The 23,900-nt window shown below is 59.9% G+C and carries 23 protein-coding genes; 13 read left to right on the top strand and 10 right to left on the bottom strand.

The window, feature by feature from the left end:
• Positions 1 to 44: 44 nt before the first annotated feature.
• From odhB to mdh, 5 genes are all read right to left on the bottom strand, one after another.
• Positions 45 to 1,256, bottom strand: a complete 1,212-nt coding sequence (odhB, locus tag ACPF9B_RS10975; RefSeq protein WP_424177372.1) for a 2-oxoglutarate dehydrogenase complex dihydrolipoyllysine-residue succinyltransferase — start codon at positions 1,254 to 1,256, stop codon at positions 45 to 47.
• Positions 1,253 to 4,216: a 2-oxoglutarate dehydrogenase E1 component gene (locus ACPF9B_RS10970; protein ID WP_424177370.1), complete on the bottom strand. Its 2,964-nt coding sequence runs from the start codon at positions 4,214 to 4,216 to the stop codon at positions 1,253 to 1,255. The genes odhB and ACPF9B_RS10970 overlap by 4 nt, the downstream gene beginning before the upstream one ends.
• Before the next feature lie 76 nt (positions 4,217 to 4,292).
• Positions 4,293 to 5,174 carry a succinate--CoA ligase subunit alpha gene (gene sucD / locus ACPF9B_RS10965; protein WP_007206844.1) on the bottom strand — a complete coding sequence of 294 codons (882 nt, stop codon included), beginning with the start codon at positions 5,172 to 5,174 and terminating at the stop codon, positions 4,293 to 4,295.
• A 56-nt stretch (positions 5,175 to 5,230) separates the two neighbouring features.
• Positions 5,231 to 6,424: an ADP-forming succinate--CoA ligase subunit beta gene (gene sucC, locus ACPF9B_RS10960; protein WP_424177367.1), complete on the bottom strand. Its 1,194-nt coding sequence runs from the start codon at positions 6,422 to 6,424 to the stop codon at positions 5,231 to 5,233.
• A 247-nt stretch (positions 6,425 to 6,671) separates the two neighbouring features.
• The gene (mdh, locus tag ACPF9B_RS10955; protein WP_007206847.1) at positions 6,672 to 7,634 is read right to left on the bottom strand and encodes a malate dehydrogenase; all 963 of its coding nucleotides are present in this window, start codon (positions 7,632 to 7,634) and stop codon (positions 6,672 to 6,674) included.
• A 157-nt stretch (positions 7,635 to 7,791) separates the two neighbouring features.
• Here mdh and ACPF9B_RS10950 point away from each other — a divergent pair, with 157 nt between their 5' ends.
• Positions 7,792 to 8,547 (top strand): sulfite exporter TauE/SafE family protein, encoded by a 756-nt coding sequence (locus tag ACPF9B_RS10950; RefSeq protein ID WP_007206848.1) that lies wholly within the window; start codon positions 7,792 to 7,794, stop codon positions 8,545 to 8,547.
• Here the strand turns inward: ACPF9B_RS10950 and ACPF9B_RS10945 are convergent, their stop codons facing one another.
• Positions 8,548 to 8,850 carry a hypothetical protein gene (locus ACPF9B_RS10945; RefSeq protein WP_242601276.1) on the bottom strand — a complete coding sequence of 101 codons (303 nt, stop codon included), beginning with the start codon at positions 8,848 to 8,850 and terminating at the stop codon, positions 8,548 to 8,550. It abuts the gene before it with no gap.
• A gap of 169 nt (positions 8,851 to 9,019) precedes the next feature.
• On the opposite strand from ACPF9B_RS10945, the gene ACPF9B_RS10940 reads away from it, so the two are divergent.
• The 8 genes from ACPF9B_RS10940 (at position 9,020) to ACPF9B_RS10905 (ending at position 14,731) form a co-directional block, all read left to right on the top strand.
• A complete protein-coding gene (locus ACPF9B_RS10940; protein ID WP_424177364.1) occupies positions 9,020 to 9,862 on the top strand; it encodes an HpcH/HpaI aldolase/citrate lyase family protein in 843 nt (280 codons plus the stop codon).
• Complete coding sequence (locus tag ACPF9B_RS10935; protein WP_007206851.1) at positions 9,859 to 10,404, top strand: NnrU family protein; 546 nt, start codon at positions 9,859 to 9,861, stop codon at positions 10,402 to 10,404. The genes ACPF9B_RS10940 and ACPF9B_RS10935 overlap by 4 nt, the downstream gene beginning before the upstream one ends.
• Positions 10,405 to 10,408: 4 nt before the next feature.
• On the top strand, positions 10,409 to 10,612 hold the full coding sequence (locus tag ACPF9B_RS10930; protein ID WP_007206852.1) for a DUF1737 domain-containing protein: 204 nt from the start codon (positions 10,409 to 10,411) through the stop codon (positions 10,610 to 10,612).
• Positions 10,609 to 11,634 (top strand): MaoC family dehydratase, encoded by a 1,026-nt coding sequence (locus tag ACPF9B_RS10925; protein WP_424177361.1) that lies wholly within the window; start codon positions 10,609 to 10,611, stop codon positions 11,632 to 11,634. Before ACPF9B_RS10930 ends, ACPF9B_RS10925 begins: the two co-directional genes overlap by 4 nt.
• A 230-nt stretch (positions 11,635 to 11,864) precedes the next feature.
• The gene (gene sdhC / locus ACPF9B_RS10920) at positions 11,865 to 12,248 is read left to right on the top strand and encodes a succinate dehydrogenase, cytochrome b556 subunit (protein ID WP_007206854.1); all 384 of its coding nucleotides are present in this window, start codon (positions 11,865 to 11,867) and stop codon (positions 12,246 to 12,248) included.
• A 12-nt stretch (positions 12,249 to 12,260) separates the two neighbouring features.
• Positions 12,261 to 12,632: a succinate dehydrogenase, hydrophobic membrane anchor protein gene (gene sdhD, locus ACPF9B_RS10915; protein WP_007206855.1), complete on the top strand. Its 372-nt coding sequence runs from the start codon at positions 12,261 to 12,263 to the stop codon at positions 12,630 to 12,632.
• 18 nt (positions 12,633 to 12,650) lie between these two features.
• Positions 12,651 to 14,456, top strand: coding sequence for a succinate dehydrogenase flavoprotein subunit (sdhA, locus tag ACPF9B_RS10910; protein ID WP_424177358.1), 1,806 nt, complete (start codon positions 12,651 to 12,653; stop codon positions 14,454 to 14,456).
• A complete protein-coding gene (locus ACPF9B_RS10905; RefSeq protein ID WP_424177356.1) occupies positions 14,456 to 14,731 on the top strand; it encodes a hypothetical protein in 276 nt (91 codons plus the stop codon). The genes sdhA and ACPF9B_RS10905 overlap by 1 nt, the downstream gene beginning before the upstream one ends.
• A gap of 53 nt (positions 14,732 to 14,784) precedes the next feature.
• On the opposite strand, the gene ACPF9B_RS10900 is transcribed toward ACPF9B_RS10905, so the two are convergent.
• Positions 14,785 to 15,831 carry a glycosyltransferase family 4 protein gene (locus ACPF9B_RS10900; RefSeq protein WP_424177354.1) on the bottom strand — a complete coding sequence of 349 codons (1,047 nt, stop codon included), beginning with the start codon at positions 15,829 to 15,831 and terminating at the stop codon, positions 14,785 to 14,787.
• A gap of 201 nt (positions 15,832 to 16,032) precedes the next feature.
• Here ACPF9B_RS10900 and ACPF9B_RS10895 point away from each other — a divergent pair, with 201 nt between their 5' ends.
• Together ACPF9B_RS10895 and ACPF9B_RS10890 are read left to right on the top strand one after the other, a co-directional pair.
• Complete coding sequence (locus ACPF9B_RS10895; RefSeq protein WP_007206859.1) at positions 16,033 to 16,812, top strand: succinate dehydrogenase iron-sulfur subunit; 780 nt, start codon at positions 16,033 to 16,035, stop codon at positions 16,810 to 16,812.
• Between the two features lie 42 nt (positions 16,813 to 16,854).
• Complete coding sequence (locus ACPF9B_RS10890) at positions 16,855 to 17,700, top strand: urea carboxylase-associated family protein (protein WP_424177351.1); 846 nt, start codon at positions 16,855 to 16,857, stop codon at positions 17,698 to 17,700.
• Here the strand turns inward: ACPF9B_RS10890 and deoD are convergent.
• From deoD to ACPF9B_RS10875, 3 genes are all read right to left on the bottom strand, one after another.
• Positions 17,697 to 18,401: a purine-nucleoside phosphorylase gene (deoD, locus tag ACPF9B_RS10885; RefSeq protein WP_424177349.1), complete on the bottom strand. Its 705-nt coding sequence runs from the start codon at positions 18,399 to 18,401 to the stop codon at positions 17,697 to 17,699. The two genes, ACPF9B_RS10890 and deoD, sit on opposite strands and share 4 nt — an antisense overlap.
• Before the next feature lie 82 nt (positions 18,402 to 18,483).
• Entirely contained in the window at positions 18,484 to 18,810 is a 327-nt protein-coding gene (locus ACPF9B_RS10880) for an H-NS family nucleoid-associated regulatory protein (RefSeq protein WP_040483011.1), read from the bottom strand.
• A gap of 96 nt (positions 18,811 to 18,906) precedes the next feature.
• Complete coding sequence (locus ACPF9B_RS10875; protein ID WP_007206863.1) at positions 18,907 to 20,874, bottom strand: protein meaA; 1,968 nt, start codon at positions 20,872 to 20,874, stop codon at positions 18,907 to 18,909.
• A gap of 138 nt (positions 20,875 to 21,012) precedes the next feature.
• On the opposite strand from ACPF9B_RS10875, the gene ACPF9B_RS10870 reads away from it, so the two are divergent.
• Complete coding sequence (locus tag ACPF9B_RS10870) at positions 21,013 to 22,410, top strand: 1-acyl-sn-glycerol-3-phosphate acyltransferase (protein ID WP_424177346.1); 1,398 nt, start codon at positions 21,013 to 21,015, stop codon at positions 22,408 to 22,410.
• A gap of 115 nt (positions 22,411 to 22,525) precedes the next feature.
• Complete coding sequence (ccrA, locus tag ACPF9B_RS10865) at positions 22,526 to 23,821, top strand: crotonyl-CoA carboxylase/reductase (RefSeq protein WP_040483012.1); 1,296 nt, start codon at positions 22,526 to 22,528, stop codon at positions 23,819 to 23,821.
• The last annotated feature ends 79 nt before the right edge of the window (positions 23,822 to 23,900 follow it).

Here is a 23,900-nt window from a genome sequence, read left to right as displayed (position 1 = left end):
TCAAGGTGCGCAAATATGCGCACCCTACGGGGTGCGAGTGCCGGTTACAAATCCATCAACAAGCGGCGCGGGTCTTCCAGGGCTTCTTTCACGCGCACAAGGAAGGTCACGGCGCCTTTGCCGTCCACGATCCGGTGGTCATAGGACAAAGCCAGATACATCATCGGCCGGATCACGACCTGCCCGTTGATCGCCATCGGGCGGTCCTGGATCTTGTGCATGCCCAGAATACCCGATTGCGGGGGGTTCAGGATCGGCGAGGACATGAGCGAGCCGTAGACACCACCGTTGGAAATGGTGAAGGTGCCGCCCTGCATTTCTGCCATCGACAATTTGCCGTCGCGGGCTTTGGCACCCATCGCGGCAATCGCCTTTTCGATATCGGCAAAGCTCATCTGGTCGGCATCGCGGATCACCGGCACCACAAGACCCGTGGGCGTGCCAGCGGCGATCCCCATATGGACGTAGTTTTTATAGACCACGTCAGTGCCGTCTATTTCGGCGTTCACTTCGGGGACTTCGTGCAAGGCGTGGATGCAGGCCTTGGTAAAGAACGACATAAAGCCCAGCTTGACGCCGTGTTTCTTGAAGAACAGGTCCTTGTAGGCGTCGCGCAGTGCCATCACCTCGGTCATGTCGACCTCGTTATAGGTGGTCAGCATGGCGGCGGTGTTCTGGCTGTCTTTCAGGCGCTTGGCGATGGTCTGGCGCAGGCGGGTCATCTTGACGCGCTCTTCGCGGGCCTCGTCGCTGGCCGCCACTGGCGCGCGGGGGGCGGAGGCAGGGGCAGGGGCGTCGGATTTCGCGGTCAGCGCCTTCAGCACATCCTCTTTCATCACGCGGCCATCCTTGCCGGTGCCGGTGACATCGGAAATGCCGCTGTCGGCCATCAGTTTCTTGGCCGATGGGGCATCTTCGGGATCACGCGGTTTCGTCTCTTCCGGGGCGGCATTGGTCTGGGTCGCGGCAGCATCGGGCGCTGGGGCTGCTTTTGGTGCCTCTTTCACGGGGGCAGAGGCACCTTCGGCGATCTGCGCCAGCAGCGCATCGACGCCAACGGTTTCACCTTCGGCGGCAACGATTTCGGACAGGGTGCCGGCGACGGGGCTTGGCACTTCGACCGTGACCTTGTCGGTTTCCAGTTCGCACAGCATTTCGTCGACGGCGACGGCATCGCCGGGTTTCTTGAACCATGTGGCGACAGTGGCCTCGGTCACGGATTCACCAAGCGTGGGGACGCGGACTTCGGTGCTCATTTCTTTGTTCCTTTGATGGTCAGCGCATCGTCAACCAGCGCTGCTTGTTCTGCTTTATGCTTGCTTGCGAGGCCGGTGGCAGGGCTCGCCGCGGCGGCGCGTCCGGCATAGGTGGGGCGTGCATGTCGCGCTTTGATCCGGGTCAGTACCCATTCAAGGTTGGGTTCCATAAAGGCCCATGCGCCCTGATTTTTCGGTTCTTCCTGACACCAGACCATTTCCGCGTTCTGGAACCGTTCCAGCTCCTTCATCGCGGATTGCGCCGGGAAGGGATAGAATTGTTCGAACCGCAGGATATAGACATCGTCGATCCCGCGTGCATCGCGTTCTTCCAGCAGGTCATAATAGACCTTGCCCGAACACATGACCACGCGCTTGATCTTGTCGTCATCCACCAGCTTGATTTCGGAATTGCCGTATTGCGCATCATCCCACAGCACGCGGTGGAAGCTGGACCCTGTCGTGAATTCCTCTTTCTTGGACACGGCCAGTTTGTGGCGCAGCAAGGATTTCGGCGTCATCAGGATCAGCGGCTTGCGATAGGTGCGGTGCAGCTGGCGGCGCAGCAGGTGGAAATAATTGGCCGGCGTGGTGCAATTGGCCACGATCCAGTTGTCACCGCCACACATGGTCAGGAACCGTTCCAGACGCGCGCTGGAATGTTCCGGCCCTTGGCCTTCGTACCCATGCGGCAGCAGGCAGACGAGGCCGGACATCCGCAACCATTTGCTTTCGCCCGAGGAGATGAACTGATCGAACATGATCTGCGCACCATTGGCGAAATCGCCGAACTGTGCCTCCCACAGGGTCAGCGCATTGGGTTCGGCCAGCGAATAGCCGTATTCGAACCCCAAAACCGCATATTCCGACAGCATCGAATCGATGACCTCGTAGCGGGCCTGACCTTCGCGGATATTGTTCAGCGGGTAATAGCGGTCTTCGTTTTCCTGGTTGATAAAGGCCGAATGCCGCTGGCTGAACGTGCCGCGCGTGCTGTCCTGACCGGACAGGCGTACGGGAAACCCTTCAAGCACGAGAGAGCCGAACGCCAACGCCTCGCCCGTGGCCCAGTCGATGCCGGTGCCGCTTTCGAACATCTGCACCTTTGCTTCGCGCAAACGGTCGATGGTCTTATGCGTCGGGAAATTATCCGGCACCGTGGTCAGCGCCTTGCCGATTGCCGCAAAGTCACCATCGGAAATGGCGGTCTTGCCACGCTGGTATTTCTTTTCCTTCATCCGGTCGAGATGCGACCAGCGCCCGTCCAGCCAGTCGGCCTTGTTGGGTTTATAGTTTTTGCCAGCCTCGAATTCCTCGTTCAGATGGGCCTGAAACGCGGCTTTCATATCCTCGATTTCGCCTTCGGGGATCAGGCCGTCCTTGACCAGCCGTTCTGTGTACAGCGTCAGCGTGGTCTTTTGTTTCTTGATTTTTGTGTACATCACCGGGTTGGTGAACATCGGCTCGTCGCCTTCGTTGTGACCAAAGCGGCGGTAGCAGATGATATCCAGCACCACATCCTTGTGGAATTTCTGGCGGAATTCGGTGGCGACGCGTGCGGCATGGACCACAGCCTCTGGATCGTCGCCGTTGACGTGGAAAATCGGGGCTTCGACCATCAGCGCGATATCGGTGGGATAGGGGCTGGACCGGCTGAAATGCGGGGCGGTTGTGAAACCGATCTGGTTATTGACCACGATATGCATCGTACCACCAGTGCGATGCCCGCGCAGACCCGACAGACCGAAGCCTTCGGCGACGACGCCTTGGCCCGCGAAGGCCGCATCACCATGCAGCAGGATCGCCATGACCTTGGTCTTGTCGGTATCGTTCTTTTGGTCCTGCTTGGCGCGGACCTTGCCCAGAACGACGGGGTTCACCGCCTCGAGGTGGCTGGGGTTGGCGGTCAGCGACAAATGGACGGTGTTGTCGTCAAAGCTACGGTCGTTGGAGGCGCCAAGGTGGTATTTCACATCACCCGACCCATCGACATCCTCTGGCTTGAACGAGCCGCCCTGAAATTCGTTGAAAATCGCGCGGTAAGGTTTCTGCATCACGTTCGCCAGCACCGACAAACGGCCCCGGTGCGGCATGCCGATCACGATATCTTCCAGCCCCAGCTGGCCGCCGCGCTTGATGATCTGTTCCATCGCAGGGATCAGGCTTTCGCCGCCATCAAGGCCGAACCGCTTGGTCCCCATGTATTTGACATGCAGGAATTTTTCAAAACCTTCCGCCTGCACAAGGCTGTTCAGGATTGCCTTGCGCCCGTTCTGGGTAAAGGTAATTTCCTTGCCATAGCCTTCGATGCGTTCTTTCAGCCAGCCCGCTTCTTCGGGGTTGGAAATATGCATGTATTGCAGCGCGAATGTGCCGCAATAGGTGCGTTTCACGATGGCCATGATCTCGGCCATGGTGGCGACCTCGAGCCCCAGCACGTTGTCGATGAAAATTGGACGGTCCATGTCCTTGGCGGTAAAGCCGTAATTGGCGGGGTCCAGTTCCGGGTGCGGCACGGTTTCGCGCATGCCCAGCGGGTCCAGATCGGCGATCAGGTGGCCGCGAATACGGTAGGCGCGGATGATCATCAACGCGCGCAAGCTGTCCAGCACGGCATTGCGGACCTGTGCTTCGGACAGGCCCACGCCTTTTTCAGCGGCTTTCGCCTTGATCTTGTCGGCGGCGGCGGCAGGTTCTGCTGGCCATTGGCCATCCAAGGCGGCGATCAGGTCGTCATTGGGCACCGGCGGCCAGTCGCGGCGCGCCCAGGATGGGCCGGCAGCCTCGGCTTGCGCATCGGCGGGAGTGTCGCCAAGGCTGCGGAAAAACGCCTGCCAGCTTTCATCGACCGCCCCCGGATTGTCGGCATAGCGCGCATAAAGCTGTTCGACATAACCCGCGTTATGGCCTTGCAAAAAGCTTGACGCGTGGAAGACATCGTTGGGGGAGTGGTCGTTCATGACTGGGGACCTTTGTTGAATATCGTAGGGCGGGGCTAGCCCCGCCGCTGTTGTGGGTGTCGGGGTGAACCCCGACCTACCCGATGGCTTTCAGCACAGCCTCGCCCAGCGTGGCGGGGCTGTCGGCGACGATGATGCCAGCGGATTTCATTGCCTCGATCTTGCTTTCAGCGTCGCCTTTGCCGCCCGCGACGATCGCACCGGCATGACCCATGCGACGGCCCGGAGGCGCTGTGCGGCCTGCGATGAAACCGGCGGTGGGTTTCCAGCGGCCTTTCTTGCGTTCGTCGGCAAGGAATTGCGCGGCTTCTTCTTCGGCGGACCCACCGATTTCACCGATCATGATGATCGAATGTGTTTCGTCATCGGCCAGGAACATTTCGAGAATGTCGATATGTTCGGACCCTTTGATCGGATCGCCGCCGATGCCCACGGCGGTGGACTGACCCAGACCGCTGTCAGATGTCTGTTTCACAGCCTCATAGGTCAACGTGCCAGAGCGTGACACAACACCAACCGACCCGCGCCGGTGGATATGGCCGGGCATGATACCGATCTTGCAGGCGTCGGGCGTGATGACACCGGGGCAGTTCGGCCCGATCAGGCGGGATTTGGACCCTTCCAGCGCGCGCTTGACCTTCATCATGTCCAGCACGGGAATGCCTTCGGTGATGCAGATGATCAGCTCCATTTCAGCGTCGATCGCCTCGAGGATGGAATCAGCCGCAAAGGGTGGCGGTACATAGATCACGGATGCATTGGCTTGGGTGACGTGGCGTGCTTCGTGGACCGAGTTGAAGACGGGCAGGTCAAGATGGGTGCTGCCGCCCTTGCCGGGGGTGACACCGCCGACCATCTTGGTGCCATAGGCGATGGCCTGTTCGGAATGGAACGTGCCCTGCGAACCGGTCAGGCCCTGGCAGATCACGCGGGTATTTTCGTTAACGAGAATGGCCATATGGTGGCTCCTTGGGAAATCTGGGGGGTAAGGTGGGTCTTGACCCACCCTACGGGTTAACCTTTGACGGCTTTCACGATTTTCTGCGCGCCGTCTTTCAGGTCGTCGGCGGCGATCACGTCAAGGCCGGAATTGCGGATGATTTCCTTGCCCTTCTCGACGTTGGTGCCCTCAAGCCGGACGACCAGCGGCACTTTCAGCCCGACTTCTTTCACCGCGGCGATGACACCTTCGGCGATGACATCGCAGCGCATGATGCCCCCAAAGATGTTGACCAAGATGCCTTTGACATTGGGGTCAGAGGTGATGATCTTGAACGCTTCGGTCACTTTTTCCTTGGTCGCACCACCGCCCACGTCGAGGAAGTTGGCAGGTTCGGCCCCATAAAGCTTGATGATATCCATCGTCGCCATGGCCAGACCGGCACCGTTGACCATGCAGCCGATTTCGCCATCCAGCGCGATATAGTTCAGGTCGTATTTCGAGGCGGCGAGTTCTTTGGGGTCTTCTTCTGTCTCGTCACGCAATGACATGATATCGCCGTGGCGGTACATCGCGTTGCCGTCGAACGACACCTTGGCATCCAGCACCTTCAGATCGCCCTTGTCGGTCACGATCAGCGGGTTGATTTCCAGCATCTCCATGTCTTTTTCGGTGAAGGCTTTGTAAAGCTGGCCCATCAAAGTGACGCATTGCTTGATCTGGTTGCCGGTCAGCCCCAGCGTGAACGCCACACGGCGACCGTGAAACGCCTGATAGCCCGTGGCGGGATCAACGCTGAACGACAGGATTTTTTCGGGTGTCGCTGCGGCGACTTCCTCGATGTCCATGCCGCCTTCGGTCGAGACGACGAAACTGATGCGGCTGGTCTGGCGATCCACCAGCAGGGCCAGATACATCTCTGTTTCGATGCCCGAACCATCCTCGATATAGATGCGGTTGACCTGCTTGCCTGCGGGGCCGGTCTGGTGCGTCACCAGCGTGCGGCCCAGCATCTTTTTCGCCTCTTCGGCGGCTTCTTCGACGGACCGGCACAGGCGCACGCCGCCTTTGTCACCGGCGTCAGCCTCTTTGAATTTCCCTTTGCCACGGCCGCCGGCGTGGATCTGTGCCTTGACGACCCACAACGGGCCGTCCAATTCGCCAGCAGCGGTTTTTGCATCTTCTGCGCGGGTGACAGGGCGACCGTCGGAAACCGGCGCGCCGTAGCTGCGCAGCAAGGCTTTGGCCTGATATTCGTGGATATTCATAAGGCATGTCCAATTTGACTTCAGTTGGTACAGCCTAAATCACAACAAATCGTTCTTTTCTAACTGAAAAGCGAGTGGGGCACGGATAATCCGACATTTGTGATCACTTGATTGAAAAGTGTGATCACAAAATACAGACCCCCACGGTTCTCGATGATTTTACGCGATTTGGAAAGATTCGCACCCTTTCGCCAGCGCAACAAAAAAGGGCCGCCAATGGCGGCCCCTGTCATCAGACCCGCATGGCTTAGGCCAGCGTGCCGTCGATACCCTTGCAAGCCTCGACCAGACCTTTGACAGCGTCGACGGATTTGTCGAACATCGCCTGCTCGTCCTTGTTCATCTTGATCTCGACCACGCGTTCGATGCCGCCGGCACCAATCACGGTCGGCACGCCGACATAGAACCCGTTCAGGCCATAAGCGCCATCCACATGCGCGGCACAGGGCAGCACGCGTTTTTGGTCTTTCAGGAAAGCCTCGGCCATTTCGATCGCGGAGGTTGCTGGCGCATAAAACGCCGATCCGGTTTTCAGCAGGCCGACGATTTCGGCACCGCCGTCACGGGTGCGCTGCACGATCGCGTCCAGTTTGTCCTGCGAGGTCCAGCCCATTTCGACCAGATCTGGCAGCGGGATGCCTGCGACGGTGGAATAGCGTGTCAGCGGCACCATCGTGTCGCCATGTCCGCCCAGAACAAAGGCGGTCACATCGCGCATCGACACGTTGAATTCTTCAGCCAGGAAATGGCGAAAGCGCGCCGAATCCAGCACGCCTGCCATGCCGCAGACCATGTGATGTGGCAGGCCGGAAAATTCGCGCAGCGCCCAGACCATCGCATCCAGCGGGTTGGTGATGCAGATCACGAACGCATTCGGCGCGTGCGCGGCAATGCCTTCGCCCACGGATTTCATGACCTTGAGGTTGATCCCCAACAGATCGTCACGCGACATGCCGGGCTTGCGCGGCACACCGGCGGTCACGATGCACACGTCAGCGCCTGCGATATCGGCGTAATCGTTGGTGCCCTTGAAGCTGCCGTCGAATTTCGCGGCGGGGCCGGATTCGGCGATATCAAGCGCCTTGCCTTGCGGGATACCTTCGGAAATGTCGAACAGCACGACATCGCCGAGTTCTTTGACTGCCGCGAGGTGTGCGAGCGTGCCGCCGATCTGTCCGGCGCCGATAAGGGCGATCTTGGGTCTGGCCATGGAAATGGATCCTTTGGTGGTTTGGATTTGGCGCATTGGGTAAGCCTTTGCAGCCGCTCTGGCAAGTGTGCTGCAACGCGGCATCACGGTCGGGGTCATGGCCATCGTCCGGCAAAGCCGCTAATCAGGCCAAACAACAGGCATTTGGGGCAGACGCGTGATCGCATTCGATTGGGTTTTCTTTGCGGTCGGTATCCCCGCGATCATCTTTGGTGGCATCGCCAAGGGTGGTTTCGGCTCTGGGGCGGCCTTTGTCGCGGGGGCGATTCTGGCGCTGGTTGTCCCGCCCGGTCTGGCGCTGGGGATCATCCTGCCCTTGTTCATGCTGGTCGATGCGGCGACGTTGCGCCCCTATTGGGGGCAATGGCACTGGCCGTCCGCCAAGGGGATCATGCAGGGGGCGGTGCCGGGCTGTATCATTGGTGCAATGCTTTATGCGCTGGTCGATGCGGATGTATTCCGCCTGCTGATCGGGGCGATTTGTCTGGCTTTCGCCGCGTTTCAGCTTGCCCGCGCGCTTGGATGGCTGATGGTGCGCCAAATGCCGTTTTCGCGGAACTTTGCGTGGGCGGCGGGGCTGGTCGGCGGGTTCACCAGTTTCATCAGCCATGCAGGCGGCCCGCCCACGGCGATCTTTTTGTTGTCGCAAGGGCTGGGCAAGACCGCGTTTCAGGCGACGACCGTGCTGTCATTCTGGGCGATCAACTGGATGAAAGTCGTCCCTTACGCCTATTTGGGAATTTTCACGCTCGAGACGTTGAAGGCCAGCGCCGTGCTGGCACCATTCGCGCTGATCGGTGCGTGGATCGGGGTCAGGGCGCACAAGTTGGTGCCGGAACGCGCGTTCTTTGCGTTGACCTATGTGCTGTTGGTGGCCACGGGCCTGCGGTTGATCTGGGTCGCGCTGGCCTGATCAGGCGTTGTGCCCAAGCCGTGAAAGAACATCCTGCCAGTCAAAGGCCGCACCAGAGGCGACAAGACAAGCCTGCCCACCCGGCTGGGTGATCGTGATCGTCCAGCTGCCTGTGTCGGAGGCGGCATACACAGCGGTCACAGCACCGTCGGGGCCGGTTGCCACGAACTGCCGCCGTTCACCGTAAACCTGCGCCAGCCGCTGCGCGACGACGGCAGTGTCGGCGCAGGCCAAAGCCTGCGCCTGCGCCGCTCCTAAAAACGCCGCAATGCAACCAAAAAACAAGTAATACCAATACCGCACGATAGTCCGCCTTCTGCCGGATGACCTGTCCTTGCAGGTCTGTTACTGGGGATAGGGCAAACAGGTTAACATCCCGTCACCAGCCATTGCTGCGTCGCGGCAAGAACGGGGTTGAATCATTGGCACGACTCTGGCCATGTTCGCGCAATAATGTTGCGAGGAGGATTCGATGCACACCCGTCCCACACGGTCCGCGCTGTATATTCCGGGATCAAAGGATCGCGCCTTGGACAAGGCTCGCGGATTGCCCGTCGATGTGATCCTGTTCGATCTGGAAGACGCCGTCGCCCCCGATGCCAAGATCGCCGCGCGCGACACGTTGTTCGCCGCATTGGCGGGTGGCGGCTATGGCCCGCGCCAGCGGATCGTGCGGATCAACGGGTTGGATACCCAATGGGGCCGTGCCGATGCTGCTGCCGTCGCCGCGATGGATTGTGACGCGATCCTTCTACCCAAGGTGAATAGCCCTGATGACGTCGATGCGTTGGCGGCGCTTGTTCCCGACCTGCCGATCTGGGCGATGATGGAAACGCCGCAATCTGTGCTGAATGCCGCCAGCATCGCCGCGCATCCGCGCATGGCGGGCTTCGTGATGGGCACCAATGATCTGGCCAAGGATATGGGGTCGCGCGGACGGCCTGCCTTGATGATGGCCTTGCAGATGTGCCTGCTGGCGGCCAAGGCGGCGGGGATCGTGGCGCTGGACGGTGTTTACAACGCCTTTCAAGATGATGACGGGCTGCGCGCGGAATGTGCCGAAGGGCGCGATCTGGGTTTTGACGGCAAGACGCTGATCCATCCCGCGCAGATCGCCATCGCCAATGCCGCCTTTGGGCCGACGATGGATGACATCGCGCTGGCGCATCGCCAGATCGCGGCCTTTGCCGCGGCCGAGGCGCAGGGGCAGGGTGTCGCCGTCGTCGATGGAAAGATCGTCGAGAACTTGCATATCGTCACCGCAAAGGCGACTTTGGCAAAAGCAGAGGCCATCGCCGCATTGGAGAGCGCATGACATTATTGATTCTGGGCCTGGCCCTATGGGCGGGCGCCCATTTGTGGAAACGGCTTGCCCCTGCCAGTCGCGCGGGCATGGGCGACAAGGGCAGGATGATCGTTGCTTTGAGCGCGGTGCTGGGCATCGTGCTGATGGTGATCGGTTATAAGATGGCCGATGGTGCGGTCTATTGGGGCCGGACAGCCGCCATGACGGGCATCAATAACCTGCTGATGCTGTTCGCCTTTTATCTTTATGCGGCGAGCGGAGCGAAAACGCGGATCACGCGGACGATCCGGCATCCACAGCTGACGGCCGTCAAGGTCTGGGCGCTGGCGCATATTCTGGTGAACGGCGATGTGCCGTCTTTCGTGCTGTTTGGCGGCTTGCTGGCTTGGGCCGTGGGCGAGGTGATCGTGATCAACCGCGCCAATCGCGACTGGACACCGCCACCCGTGGTGCCGGTGAAAAAGGAAATCACCGCCATCATAGCGGCAGTGGCCGTTTATGCGATCGCCGCGGCGATCCATGTATGGCTTGGCTATAACCCTTTTGGATGATCCCATGAAAATCTACCGCTTGCTGACCGAAGACGACACATCCGCGTTTTGCCACAAAGTGTCCGAGGCCCTGTCCAAAGGTTGGGAGCTTTATGGCAGCCCGACCTATGCATTCGATCAGGCCAATGGCGTGATGCGCTGCGGACAGGCCGTCACCAAAGAGATCGACACGCCTTACTCGCCCGAAATGAAACTGGGCCAGCAATGACCAAGACAAACGCGGGCCGATTTTTTGAGGATTACGCCCTTGGTGACGTAATCACCCATGCGGTGCCGCGCACGATTTCGGGCGGGGAGCGCGCGCTTTATCACGCGCTTTATCCCGCGCGCCATGCGCTGCATTCATCCGATCTGTTCGCGCAATCCTGCGGTCTGGCGTCCAGCCCGCTGGATGATCTGGTGACGTTCCACACCGTGTTCGGCAAGACCGTGCCGGATGTGTCGCTGAATGCTGTCGCCAATCTGGGCTATGCCGAGGGCCGCTGGATCGCCCCGCTTTGGCCCGGTGATACGGTCACCGCGACATCCGAAGTGATCGGGATCAAGGAAAACTCGAACGGCACGTCGGGCGTGGTCTGGGTCCGCACCACAGGGCGCAACCAGCATGGGGCGGATGTGTTGAGTTATGTGCGCTGGGTCATGGTGCGCAAGCGCGGGTCGGGACCCGCGCCACGGGCCGTCGTGCCGCAACTCGCGCCGGTTGTCGCCGCATCCGATCTGGTGATCCCCGCAGGGCTGGATTTCACCCGCTACGATTTCACATTGGCCGGAGAGCCGCACCGCTTGGGTGATTATGCCGTGGGCGAGGTGATCGACCATGTTGACGCGGTCACGATTGAGGAGGCCGAGCATATGCTGGCCACCCGCCTGTGGCAGAACACCGCCAAGGTGCATTTTGACGCCACCAACCGTGCCGATGGCAAAAGGCTGATCTATGGCGGGCATGTGATGTCGCTGGCGCGGGCCTTGTCGTTCAACGGGCTGGCCAATGCGCAGATCATCGTGGCGCTGAACGGTGGCGCGCATGCGAACCCTTGTTTTGCGGGCGATACGCTCCGTGCCTGGTCCGAAGTGCTGGATGTGGCCGAAACGGCGGCCCCCGGCGTGGGTGCGATCCGGCTGCGGCTGGTGGCGACCACAGGGGCGGCGGGCGTATTGCGTGGCGCCGATGGGAAATATGACGCGCATGTGCTGCTGGACCTCGATTACTGGGCGCTCATGCCGGTTTGACATTGCTTGCACAATGCCAAGCCTCCGGCGGGGATATTTGCGCTCTGAAGATAGTAAAGGCGTGATCACACGCGAAAAATTCGTGATCACAAATCGAAAAAAGTGTCGGATCGCGGCAAATGGCCCACAAAAAGCCCTTGTGCTGCGCGTGACTCTGGCACTGGAATGGTGCAAGTAGGAAGCCAATGCGCTGTCGTGCCGGACAGTGCGCGCCACTGAAGGGAACGACCATGGCCGATGTGAACCGGGGCAATCGCCCGCTTTCACCGCATCTGACGATCTACCGTCCGCAATGGACCTCGATCACCTCTATTCTGGTGCGGATCACCGGTAATGCCCTGCTTGTCGCGGGTTTGCTGATCGTGTGGTGGTTCGTTGCCGCCGCAACCGGACCTGCGGCTTTTGCGCTGGCCGACGGTGTGCTGACCAGCTGGTTTGGCAAATTGGTGATGCTGGGGTCGATCTGGGCGTTGTGGTACCACAGCCTGGGCGGTTTGCGGCATCTGGTCTGGGATTCTGGCCGGATGCTGGACGTGGCCAGTTCGGAACGGGCAGGTCAGGCGATGGTCGCCCTGTCGGTCGTGCTGACGATCATCACCGTCATTATTTTGTAAGGATCGACAGAGATGGCATTTTTGACAGATCGCAAACGCGCGGTGGGCATGGGGTCGGCCAAGTCTGGCACGCATCACCATTGGCAGATGATGGTAACGTCGGTCGCACTTTTGGTGCTGATTCCGTTGTTCGTGTTTACCTTCGGCACGATCCTTGGCGCGCCTTACGCCGAGGTCATCGCTTATTATCAGCGCCCGTTTCCGGCGGTGGTGGCCATTCTGACGATGCTGGTGGGCTTTTTCCATTTTCGTCTGGGTGTCCAAACCGTGATCGAGGATTATGTTCATGGTTTCGCACGCAAGGCGGCGATCATTTTCATGATCTGCCTTTCTTATGCCGCGGCGGGGTTTGCGGTTTTCGCGATCATCCGCATCGCATTGTAATTTTCGGAGCACGACCACATGGCCGCTTATGATTACGAGACACATACCTATGACGCCATCGTCGTAGGGGCCGGGGGCGCGGGTCTGCGCGCCACTTTGGGGCTGGCCGAACAGGGCCTGCGCACCGCCTGCATCACCAAGGTGTTCCCGACAAGGTCGCACACCGTTGCAGCCCAAGGCGGCATCGCTGCCAGCCTTGGCAATATGGGCCCTGACAGCTGGCAATGGCACATGTTCGACACTGTCAAAGGGTCGGATTATCTGGGCGACACTGATGCGATGGAATATCTTGCCCGTGAAGCGCCCAAGGCGGTCTACGAGCTGGAACATTACGGCGTGCCGTTTTCGCGCACCGAAGAAGGCAAGATCTATCAACGCCCCTTTGGTGGCCACACGACCCAGTTCGGTGAAGGCCCCGCCGTGCAGCGCACCTGTGCCGCTGCCGACCGCACCGGCCACGCGATCCTGCACACGCTCTATGGTCAGTCGCTGAAACAGAAGGCCGAGTTCTATATCGAATATTTCGCGCTTGACCTGATCATGTCCGATGACGGCGTCTGTCAGGGCGTGATCGCATGGAAGCTCGACGATGGCACCATGCATGTGTTCAACGCCAAGATGGTTGTGTTGGCGACGGGCGGCTATGGCCGCGCCTATTTCAGCGCCACATCGGCGCATACCTGCACCGGTGACGGTGGCGGCATGGTCGCGCGGCAGGGGCTGGCGTTGCAGGATATGGAATTCGTGCAATTCCACCCGACCGGCATTTACGGCGCCGGTTGCCTGATCACCGAAGGTGCGCGCGGCGAAGGCGGCTATCTGACCAATTCCGAGGGCGAGCGTTTCATGGAACGCTATGCCCCCAATTACAAAGACCTTGCGCCGCGCGATTACGTCAGCCGCTGCATGACGATGGAAATCCGCGAAGGGCGCGGTGTGGGCGCGAATGGCGACCATATCCACCTGAACCTGAACCACCTGCCCAAAGAGGCTTTGGCCGAACGTCTGCCCGGTATTTCCGAAAGCGCTAAGATTTTTGCCGGCGTCGATGTGACCAAGGAACCGATCCCCGTGCTGCCCACCGTGCATTATAACATGGGCGGTATTCCGACGAATTATCATGGCGAGGTGCTGAACCCGACCAAGGATGATCCCACCGCGATCGTGCCCGGCCTGATGGCCGTGGGCGAGGCGGGCTGTGCCTCTGTGCATGGGGCGAACCGGTTGGGGTCGAACAGCCTGATCGACCTTGTGGTCTTTGGCCGTGCCGCCGCGATCCGGGCTGGTCATGTCGTCGACCGCAAGGCGGCCAACCCGACCCTGAACAAGGCATCCGTCGATGCCAGCTTTGGCCGCTTCGACCGGTTGCGCCATGCCAAGGGCAATGTCGGTACGGCCGAGCTGCGTCTGGAAATGCAGCGCGCGATGCAGGAAGATGCAGCCGTGTTCCGCACCGACAAGACGCTGGCCGAAGGTGTCGCCAAGATGACCGCGATTGCGGGCAAGATGGACGATCTCAAGGTCACTGACAGGTCGTTGGTCTGGAACAGCGACCTGATGGAAACGCTGGAACTGGACAACCTGATGCCCAACGCATTGGCAACCATCGTGGGTGCCGAGGCGCGCAAGGAAAGCCGTGGTGCGCATGCGCACGAGGATTACCCCGACCGCGATGACGCAAAATGGCGTGTTCACACGCTTGCGCATGTCGATGGCGCGAAAACCACGCTGTCATATCGCCCTGTCATCACCAAGCCGCTGACATCCGAGGCCGAAGGCGGCATCGCCGAAGACCGGATCAAGCCGAAAGTGCGCACCTTCTAATGCGCTGGGCGGCGGGTCTTTTGCTGGGGCTGGCGGCCTGCGGACCGGTATCACCGGAAAGCGCCGCCGATCGCTGCGAAGACCGCGCCCGCGCCGCCCAAGGCCCCGAAGTCGGTGTGACCTTAGGTGCCAACAGCAACAGCGGCCCGTTTGCCAGCGGCAGTATCAGCATCACATCCGACGCAATCCGCGGGCGTGATCCGGTGCAGTTATATGACGAATGCGTGTTCCGGCTGACGGGCGAGACGCCGGTCCGGCCGGTCCGGTTGCGGTGATCATTGCGCGTCAGCGGTGAAAAAAGCCATGGCGTGGTCGATGCGCGCTGTCGTCATGCTGTTACGGGTCCCAGACTGCGAATGGCGGTGGTGAGCGACGCCGCGATCAGCTCGCTACGGGTCGATTGTGCGAAATCAAGGCACAGCAGGCGTCTTTGCTGCAATTCTTCATCCGGCATGTCGATCAGCCGCTTCATCATCTGCACCAATGGCTTCGGGCGGTGGCCTTCGTACAGCAGATCATGGTTTTCTGGTGGGGTGATGGCGCGCATTTCTGCGCGGTCGGGGCCGATCACCGGCAGGCCGAAGGTTTGCGCCAGCATGACGCTGCCCGATGTGAAGAAATCACCGAAAGGCGCAAGAAATACCTGCGCTGTGCCAAAGATGTCGGGCACATCAGCATCGGGGATGAACCCGTCCCTGACGCTGACCTGCGGCAGATCAAGCACCGGCTGCATCCGCCGCATCGCGCGGCGCATGGTCTTGCCCGCGATCAAGAGGTCGAAATTTGTCCGATGGCGCGCCAGCCGCGCGATGGTGTCGGGCAGCAGCGCGACCCCCTTGTTGCCGCGCATCGTGCCAAAGAACAAAAACCGGCGGTTGGGCGATGATGGCAGGGGGCGGCCCAAGGTGACCGCGGCCGGTTCATAGGCATCCAGATAGCTGGGATGCGGAATGAGTCTGATCTTTTCGGGGGCCACGCCCCAATCCTCGATCATATGCCGCGCGGCATGTGGGGCATGGACATGCACCAGATCAGCCAGCGCGCAAAGCTGGCCGCGCCCCCAGGCGAAACTTTCCGCATCACGTTCAAAATGGGCGCGTTTGTTGTGGATCGTCCAAAGAATTTTGCCGCCTGCGTTCTTGAACGCCTGCAACCGATCAACCAGTGTTTGTGCGTTAATCCGGTTCGCATCCGGATCGTCATCGCGCCCGAACATCCGGTCATCCCAATGCAGATGCACAACGGGGCTGACCTGCCCTGCGGCATATTGTGCAAGCTGGCCCAGATCCTTGGCACCCGGCAAAGGGGCATAAGGCCCCGCAGGTCCATAAAGCAGCCGATGATACGGGTTCCCATGCGCATAGGGTATGTTCAAGATGCTGATAATATTAATAAATTCCTAATAAACACACATGGTTGGCCAGCTTTTGTCCCTATCACACCGCGCTGCCGCAACGCGCGACGTTTGTGTCTGATACAATGCTTTGAATACAGTACTTTCGATCCTGCTGGAAAGGTTATATGTCTTGGGTAACACCAGCAAACGACGATGAAGACGCGGATAAAGGTCTGAAAAATGGTACAACTGACACTTCCAAAAAACTCCCGGATGACGACAGGCAAGACCTGGCCAAAGCCCGCGGGCGCGACCAATCTGCGCAAGGTGCAGGTCTATCGCTGGAACCCCGAAGACGGCAAGAATCCGCAGCTGGATACTTATTTCGTTGATATGGACAGTTGCGGGCCGATGGTTTTGGACGCGCTGATCAAGATCAAGAATGAAATCGACCCGACCCTGACATTCCGCCGGTCCTGCCGTGAGGGAATTTGCGGGTCTTGTGCGATGAACATCGACGGGATCAACACGCTGGCCTGTATCTATGGCATGGATGAGATCAAGGGCGATATCAAGATTTACCCCCTCCCGCATATGCCCGTGATCAAGGACCTGATCCCTGATCTGACGCATTTTTATGCCCAGCATGCCAGCATCATGCCCTGGCTGGAAACCAAGTCGAACACCCCTGCCAAGGAATGGAAACAATCGGTCGATGACCGCAAAAAGCTGGATGGTCTTTACGAATGCGTCATGTGCGCCTGCTGTTCGACATCCTGCCCGTCGTACTGGTGGAACGGTGATCGCTATCTGGGGCCAGCCGCGCTGTTGCACGCCTATCGCTGGATCGTGGACAGCCGTGACGAGGCCACGGGCGAGCGGCTGGATGAATTGGAAGATCCGTTCAAGCTCTATCGTTGTCACACGATCATGAACTGCGCCAAGACTTGCCCCAAGGGGTTGAACCCGGCCAAGGCCATCGCCAGCATCAAGGGCATGATGGTGGAGCGGGTGGTCTAAAAACTTTTATGCGCGCCGCGCGGGGATATTTAGGCTCGAACGATGATGAATATTCCCGATGATGCCGATGCGCGGCGCGCCGTCACACCGGTGATCTGCTATCCCACCGATAGCTTGCCACGCCCTGATATGACCGTTTTGCAGGCGGCTGCGGCGGCGGCCCAAGGGGTGGAGCGTGTTGTGGTTGCCCCGCGCGATGCGGCTGCGATCCGCGTGCCTGCGGGGGCTGTGTTGCGGATTTCTGCGCTGGATGGGCCGCAGGTCGGGGATCTGAACCTTTTTGCTGCGGATAACCTCGATGAGCGGTTCTACTCTGGCAAGACCCGCGCGTTGCATGGCACCCATGTCACAACCGGCGACAGGCTGTGGTCGTCGTTTCCCTATCTGCGCCCGATGGCGACCATCGTGGCCGATACGCTTGGCTGGTACGGGATCGACCAGTTTGGCGGGTCGGTGCATGATGTGATCGGCACGCGCTGCGATCCTTATACGGGGCGATTGCTGGCGGGGGTGGATTACCACCAATGCTGTCATTCCAACCTGACCCGCGCCTTGGCCGATGCGGCGCAATTGCCCTTGGCGCAGGCGGAACGCCATGTGCATGACGTGCTGAATGTCTTTATGTGTACCGGTTTCACCCGTGACACCGGCCAGTATTTCATGAAGGCCAGCCCGGTGCGCCCGGGAGATTATATTGATCTGTTTGCGGAAATTGACCTGCTGGCGGTGCTGAGCGCCTGTCCGGGCGGCGATTGCAGTGCCGAACATTCATCCGACACCGCCGTCTGCTATCCTTTGGTCATGGAACGGCGGGTGCCACAGGCGGGTGATCTGGACGGATGGGTGCCGCCTGCGGTCAACGCCTATGACAGATCGCACGGCCGCTAGGCAAAGGCGGCTTGCAAGGCTATTTCCACCATGTCGCCAAAGCTGCGTTCACGGTCTTCGGCGGGCAGGGCTTCGTGCGTGATCAGGTGGTCGCTGACCGTCAAAACCGCCAGCGCGCGGCGTTTGTACCGCGCGGCGAGGATAAAAAGCTCGGCGGCTTCCATTTCGACGGCGAGGATGCCGTGGCGCATCATCTGATCGTTCAGGTCGGCCCGTTCGTCATAGAAGACATCAGATGAATAGATGCCGCCGACATGGGTGGTGGTGCCTTTGGCCAGTGCCGCGTGATGCGCCGCCGCCAGCAGCCCGAAATCGGCGCAGGGTGCGAAATTCAGATCCTTGAAGATCCCGCGCGAGGGTGTTGACAGCGTCGTCGCCGTCATGGCGAGGATCACGTCGCGGATGCCGACATGGTCCTGCATGCCGCCACACGACCCGATCCGTATCAGGGTTTGCGCATCGTAATCGCGGATCAGTTCATTTGCGTAGATCGACAGCGAGGGCATGCCCATCCCCGACCCCTGGATCGTGACCGGGTGACCGTGCCATGTGCCGGTAAATCCCAGCATGCCGCGCACCTGGTTGATGCAGCGCGCATCGTCGAGAAAGGTTTCAGCAGCCCATTTCGCGCGGTAAGGGTCGCCCGGCATCAGCACGGTCGGGGCGATGTCATCTTTTGCTGCACCGATATGTATTGTCATCTGTCTCTCCTGTCATGATAGGAAAGCTAGCCTGCCGCGCAGGCGAGCGGGAGAGGGCAAAACCCTTTCCCGCGTTTATTGGTCAGATTTCCATCGCTTCGGGCGAGGTGCCGTTGGACAATGCGTCCTTGAACCAGGCAGGCTGGCGGCCTTTGCCGGTCCAGGTCTGGCTGATATCGGTGGGGTTGCGGTATTTCGCAGGCGCCGAAGATTTAGGCCCGGTCTTGCCTTTGCGCGGGGCCATGCCGGTGATTTCTGCCAGCGAAAAGCCATGGTCCGCGGCGGCCTTTTCGGCGGCGGCGAGCGCGGCTTTCCTGTCTTTTTCTGCCACGTCAACCATGGCCTTTTCGACTTGCCGCTTCAACGTTTCGAGTTCGCTGCGCGTCATGGAGGAAAGGTCTTTGTTCATCGATGCAAATCCATTTGGGTGTCTGATCGGGATTGCATATCAGGATTACTATCGAAAGAAAATAAAAACAACTTTTGTATAGTCAAAAGGATATGATCATTCCGCTGCGGTGGCGCGGGGGTCTGCCAATGCGATGATGTCTGCCATAATCTTGTTCAGTTGGAAATCTTTTGGCGTATAGACTTTTGCGACTCCCATTGCGCGCAATGCAATTGCATCTTCGTCGGGGATGATGCCGCCTGCAACCACAGGTATATTTCCCAGCCCTGCGGCGTATAATTTCGTCATGACGTCGCGGACCAGCGGCACATGCGACCCTGACAGGATCGACAGACCGATGACATCGGCCCCGTTGGCGCGGGCCGAGGCGATGATTTCATCTGGCGTCAGGCGGATACCTTCATAGGCGATGTCCATCCCGCAATCGCGCGCGCGCGCGGCGATCTGTTCAGCCCCGTTTGAATGTCCGTCAAGTCCCGGTTTTCCCATCATGAATTTTAACCGTCGCCCCAGCGCCGTACTGACCTGATTGACCTGTTCGCGCAGATCGTCCAGCCCTTCGGTTCGGTTGGACGGGTTGGTGCTGACCCCTGTGGGCGCACGGTATTGGCCGAAAACGGCGCGGATCACGTCGGACCATTCGCCGGTGGTGACGCCTGCGCGCGCACAGGCGATCGACGGGATCATGATATTGGTGTCGCTGCTGGCTGCGGCACGCAGGGCGGTCAGGGCTGCGCGCACCTGCTGCGGATCGCGGGCGGTCTTCCACGCGGCCAGTCGGTGCAACTGGTCGGCTTCGGCCTTGGGGTCGGCGACCATCACCGCGTCGTCACCCGCTGTCAGCGGCGAAGGCTCGCCGGCCTGCCATTTGTTCACCCCAACGACTGTGGTGCTGCCGGTTTCAATCCCGGTGATTCGCGCAGCATTGCTTTCGACCAGACGCGATTTCATATAGCCGATGGCCTTGACCGCCCCGCCCATGCCGTCGATCTGCGCCAATTCGGCACGCGCGCCGTCTTTTAATGCGCTGACCTTGCGATCAATGGCCGGATTGCCATCGAACAGATCGTCGAATTCCAGCAGGTCGGTTTCATAGGCCAGAATTTGCTGCATCCGCAAAGACCATTGCTGGTCCCAAGGGCGCGGCAGGCCCAGGGCTTCGTTCCAGGCGGGCAATTGCACGGCGCGGGCGCGGGCGTTTTTCGACAGGGTCACCGCAAGCGTTTCCAGCAAAATCCGATAGACGTTGTTTTCAGGCTGTTGTTCAGTCAACCCTAGGGAGTTTACTTGCACACCATAGCGGAAACGGCGGTATTTGGCATCCTCGACCCCGTAACGCGTGGCGCAGATTTCATCCCATAATTCGACAAAGGCGCGCATCTTGCACAATTCGGTCACAAACCGGATTCCGGCATTCACGAAAAATGAAATGCGCCCGACCATTTCGGGGAAATGTTCCGCAGCCACCTTGCCGCGCAGATCGTCCAGCACGGCAGTCGCGGTTGCCAGTGCAAAAGCCAGTTCTTCCTCGGGCGTCGCCCCCGCCTCTTGCAGATGATAGGAACAGACATTCATCGGGTTCCATTTCGGCAGATGTTCGCGGGTATAGGCTGCGATATCGGTGATCATCCGCAGGCTGGGTTCGGGCGGGCAGATATAGGTGCCGCGCGACAGATATTCCTTGATGATGTCGTTCTGCACGGTGCCTTGCAGCGCGCTGATATCGGCGCCCTGTTCCTCGGCCACGGCGATGTACAGCGCCAGCAGCCACGGGGCTGTCGCGTTGATTGTCATTGATGTGTTCATCTGGTCCAGCGGGATATCGGCAAACAGCATCCGCATATCGCCCAGATGCGCCACTGGCACGCCGACCTTGCCCACCTCGCCCTTGGCCAGAATGTGGTCGCTGTCATAGCCGGTCTGGGTGGGCAGATCAAAGGCGACCGAGAGGCCCGTCTGCCCCTTGGCCAGATTACCACGATAGAGCGCGTTCGACGCCGCAGCGGTCGAATGGCCCGCATAGGTGCGGAACAGCCAGGGGCGGTCTTTTTGCATCTGCGACATCGGGCGTCTCTCCTGAATCAAGTTGCGTAATTTAATTACGCTTTGGGCCATTTATCGGACATTTTGTGGCGCTGTCAATTCGCTGCGTTGCGGCATGGCGGGATTTACCTTGGCGGGGAAGCCTGTCATTTTCTGAGAATGACGCAAACCATCTCCATGCCGGTATGGGCCTTTGTTCTGATCATCTTGTTCGCAGGTGTCACTTTTGCGTCGCATTTCCTGTTTCCTTCGGTGCGCTGGTTTTTCCGCAAACGCGCCGAACGGGTGATCGCGCGGGTCAACAAGAATCTGCAACGCCCGATCGAGCCGTTCAAGCTGGCGCATCGCTATGACATGATCCAGCGTTTGATCTATGACCCAGAGGTGACGCAGGCCGTCGTGGACCATGCCCGCGCCAATAATGTCCCCGAAAACGTCGCCTTTGAAAAAGCCCGCAGCTATGCGCGCGAGATCGTGCCGTCGTTTTCCGCGACCGCCTATTTCAGCATCGGGATCAGGCTGGCGCGCTGGTTATCGAAATCGCTCTACCGGATCCAGCTGGGCCGCCTCGACCGCAAGCGCATGGCCGAGATCGACCCAGAGGCGGCGGTGGTTTTCGTCATCAACCATCGCAGCAACATGGATTACATGTTGGTCACCTATCTGGCGGCCAATGCCGGTGCCTTGTCCTATGCGGTCGGCGAATGGGCGCGGGTCTGGCCGCTGTCGCCGGTGATCCGGTCGATGGGGGCCTATTTCATCCGGCGCAATTCGCGCGGCGCGCTGTATCGCAAGGTGCTGGCGCGCTATGTGCAGATGGCCACGCGCGCGGGCGTGACCCAGGCGGTATTCCCCGAAGGCGGCCTGTCGCTGGATGGCATGCTGGCTGCGCCGCGCACCGGATTGTTGAATTACATTATCGAAGATTTCGACCCCGCAAGGCGCGAGGTGATCTTTATCCCCGTCGCACTCAATTATGACCGCGTGCTGGAAGACACGATCCTGATCGCGGCGCATAAGGCCGGCACGCGCCGTTTCCGCCCGCCTTTGGTGCATGTCCTGCGGCGTGTGGCGCATCATGTCTGGCAGCGGATCACGGGCCGGTTTCAGGGTTTCGGCACCGCCTCGGTCAGCTTTGGTGAACCGCTGGAGCTGTCGTCTTTTACGGTGACCGCGCAGGGGGATGTAACGCAGGCGCTGGCGCAAACCCTGATGCAGCGGATCGCAGATGTGACGCCGGTGCCTGGTGTCCCGCTTGTCGCGCGCCATTTGCTGGCCGACGCGCCGGTCACCACCGAGCAGTTGATGCACGATGTCGTCGGGTCGCTGGCGATGTTGGCCCAAAGGCAAGTCCCGCGCCCGCGCCGCGCGACCGAAGATGCTGTCACCGAGGCATTGGACCGCTTGCATTCGCGCCACCTGATCGCGCGGGACGGCGATCATTGGCGCGTGACCAAGCTTGGCGGGCCAATTCTGACCTATTACGCCAATTCCATTGCACATCATTTTGACATCACGGTCGATACTGCGCCTATTTCTGCGCCGCAGCAGACATAAAATTACAAAACGATGCGCTGTAGTGTTGCAATCTTGCGCGACGATTCGTATCAATCCTTCAGCGCCGCGTGATTCTGCACTGCGGCGCAACGGAATGATCGCGATGGAGAGTGACATGGCCCTTGATCTGACCACCGGCGAAGCGGCCTATGCCGCCGAACGCAAAGACCTGTATGCCATGGGCGAAATGCCCCCCTTGGGCCATCTGCCCGCGCAGATGCATGCCTGGGTGCTGCGCCGCGAACGGCATGGTGAACCTGAAACCGCCCTGCAATTAGAGGTCGTCGATTGCCCCAAGCCTGACAGCAACGAAGTGATCATTCTGGTGATGGCGGCGGGGGTGAATTACAACGGCGTCTGGGCCTGTCTGGGCCAGCCTGTTTCGACCTTTGATGTGCATAAGGCCCCTTACGCGATCCTTGGGTCCGATGCGGCAGGCATCGTCTGGGCGGTGGGCGACAAGGTCAAGCGCTGGAAAGTCGGTGACGAAGTCGTGGTGCATTGCAATCAGGACGACGGCGACGACGAAGATTGCAACGGCGGTGATCCGATGTATTCGCCCAGCCAGCGGATCTGGGGCTATGAAACCGCCGACGGGTCATTCGCGCAATTCACCCGCGTGCAATCGCAGCAATTGATGGCGCGTCCGCAGCACCTGACGTGGGAAGAAAGCGCCTGTTACACGCTGACGCTGGCCACCGCTTACCGCATGCTGTTTGGCCATGAACCGCATGACCTGAAACCCGGGCAGAACGTGCTGGTCTGGGGGGCGTCGGGTGGCCTTGGGTCTTATGCGATCCAGCTGATCAATACCGCAGGGGCCAATGCGATCGGTGTGATCAGCGACGAAAGCAAGCGGGATTTCGTGATGTCGCTGGGTGCCAAAGGTGTCATCAACCGCAACGATTTTTCCTGTTGGGGCCAGTTGCCCACGGTCAATACCGCCGCATACGATATCTGGCTGAAAGAGGCGCGCCGGTTCGGCAAGGCGATCTGGGACATCACCGGCAAGGGTAAGAATGTCGATATGGTGTTCGAACATCCGGGCGAGGCCACGTTCCCCGTGTCGTCGCTGGTCTGCAAGAAAGGCGGCATGGTCGTGATCTGTGCAGGCACCACGGGGTTTAACTGTACTTTTGACGTCCGCTATATGTGGATGCACCAGAAACGGTTGCAGGGCAGCCATTTCGCCCATCTCAAGCAGGCAAGTGCGGCCAACAACCTGATGGTCGAACGCCGTCTGGACCCGTGCATGTCGGAATGTTTCGGCTGGGACGAGATTCCGCTGGCCCATACCAAGATGCGCCGCAACGAACACAAGCCCGGCAATATGGCCGTGCTGGTGCAGGCACCGGTGATGGGTCTGCGGACCTTTGCCGACACGATCGAAGCGTCACGGGAGGGGCGCTGAAATCACCCTTTGCGTGCCATCGCCACCGGGTGGTGGCGCGCAAAGGGCATGATGCGCTCCGCGCGGGAGTATTTGAAAC

It is taken from the genome of Yoonia sp. TsM2_T14_4, assembly GCF_049602355.1.
GTDB lineage: Bacteria > Pseudomonadota > Alphaproteobacteria > Rhodobacterales > Rhodobacteraceae > Yoonia > Yoonia vestfoldensis_A.
The sequence above is the reverse complement of the archived record's forward strand: the minus strand, read 5'-3'. Positions and strand labels throughout refer to the sequence as shown.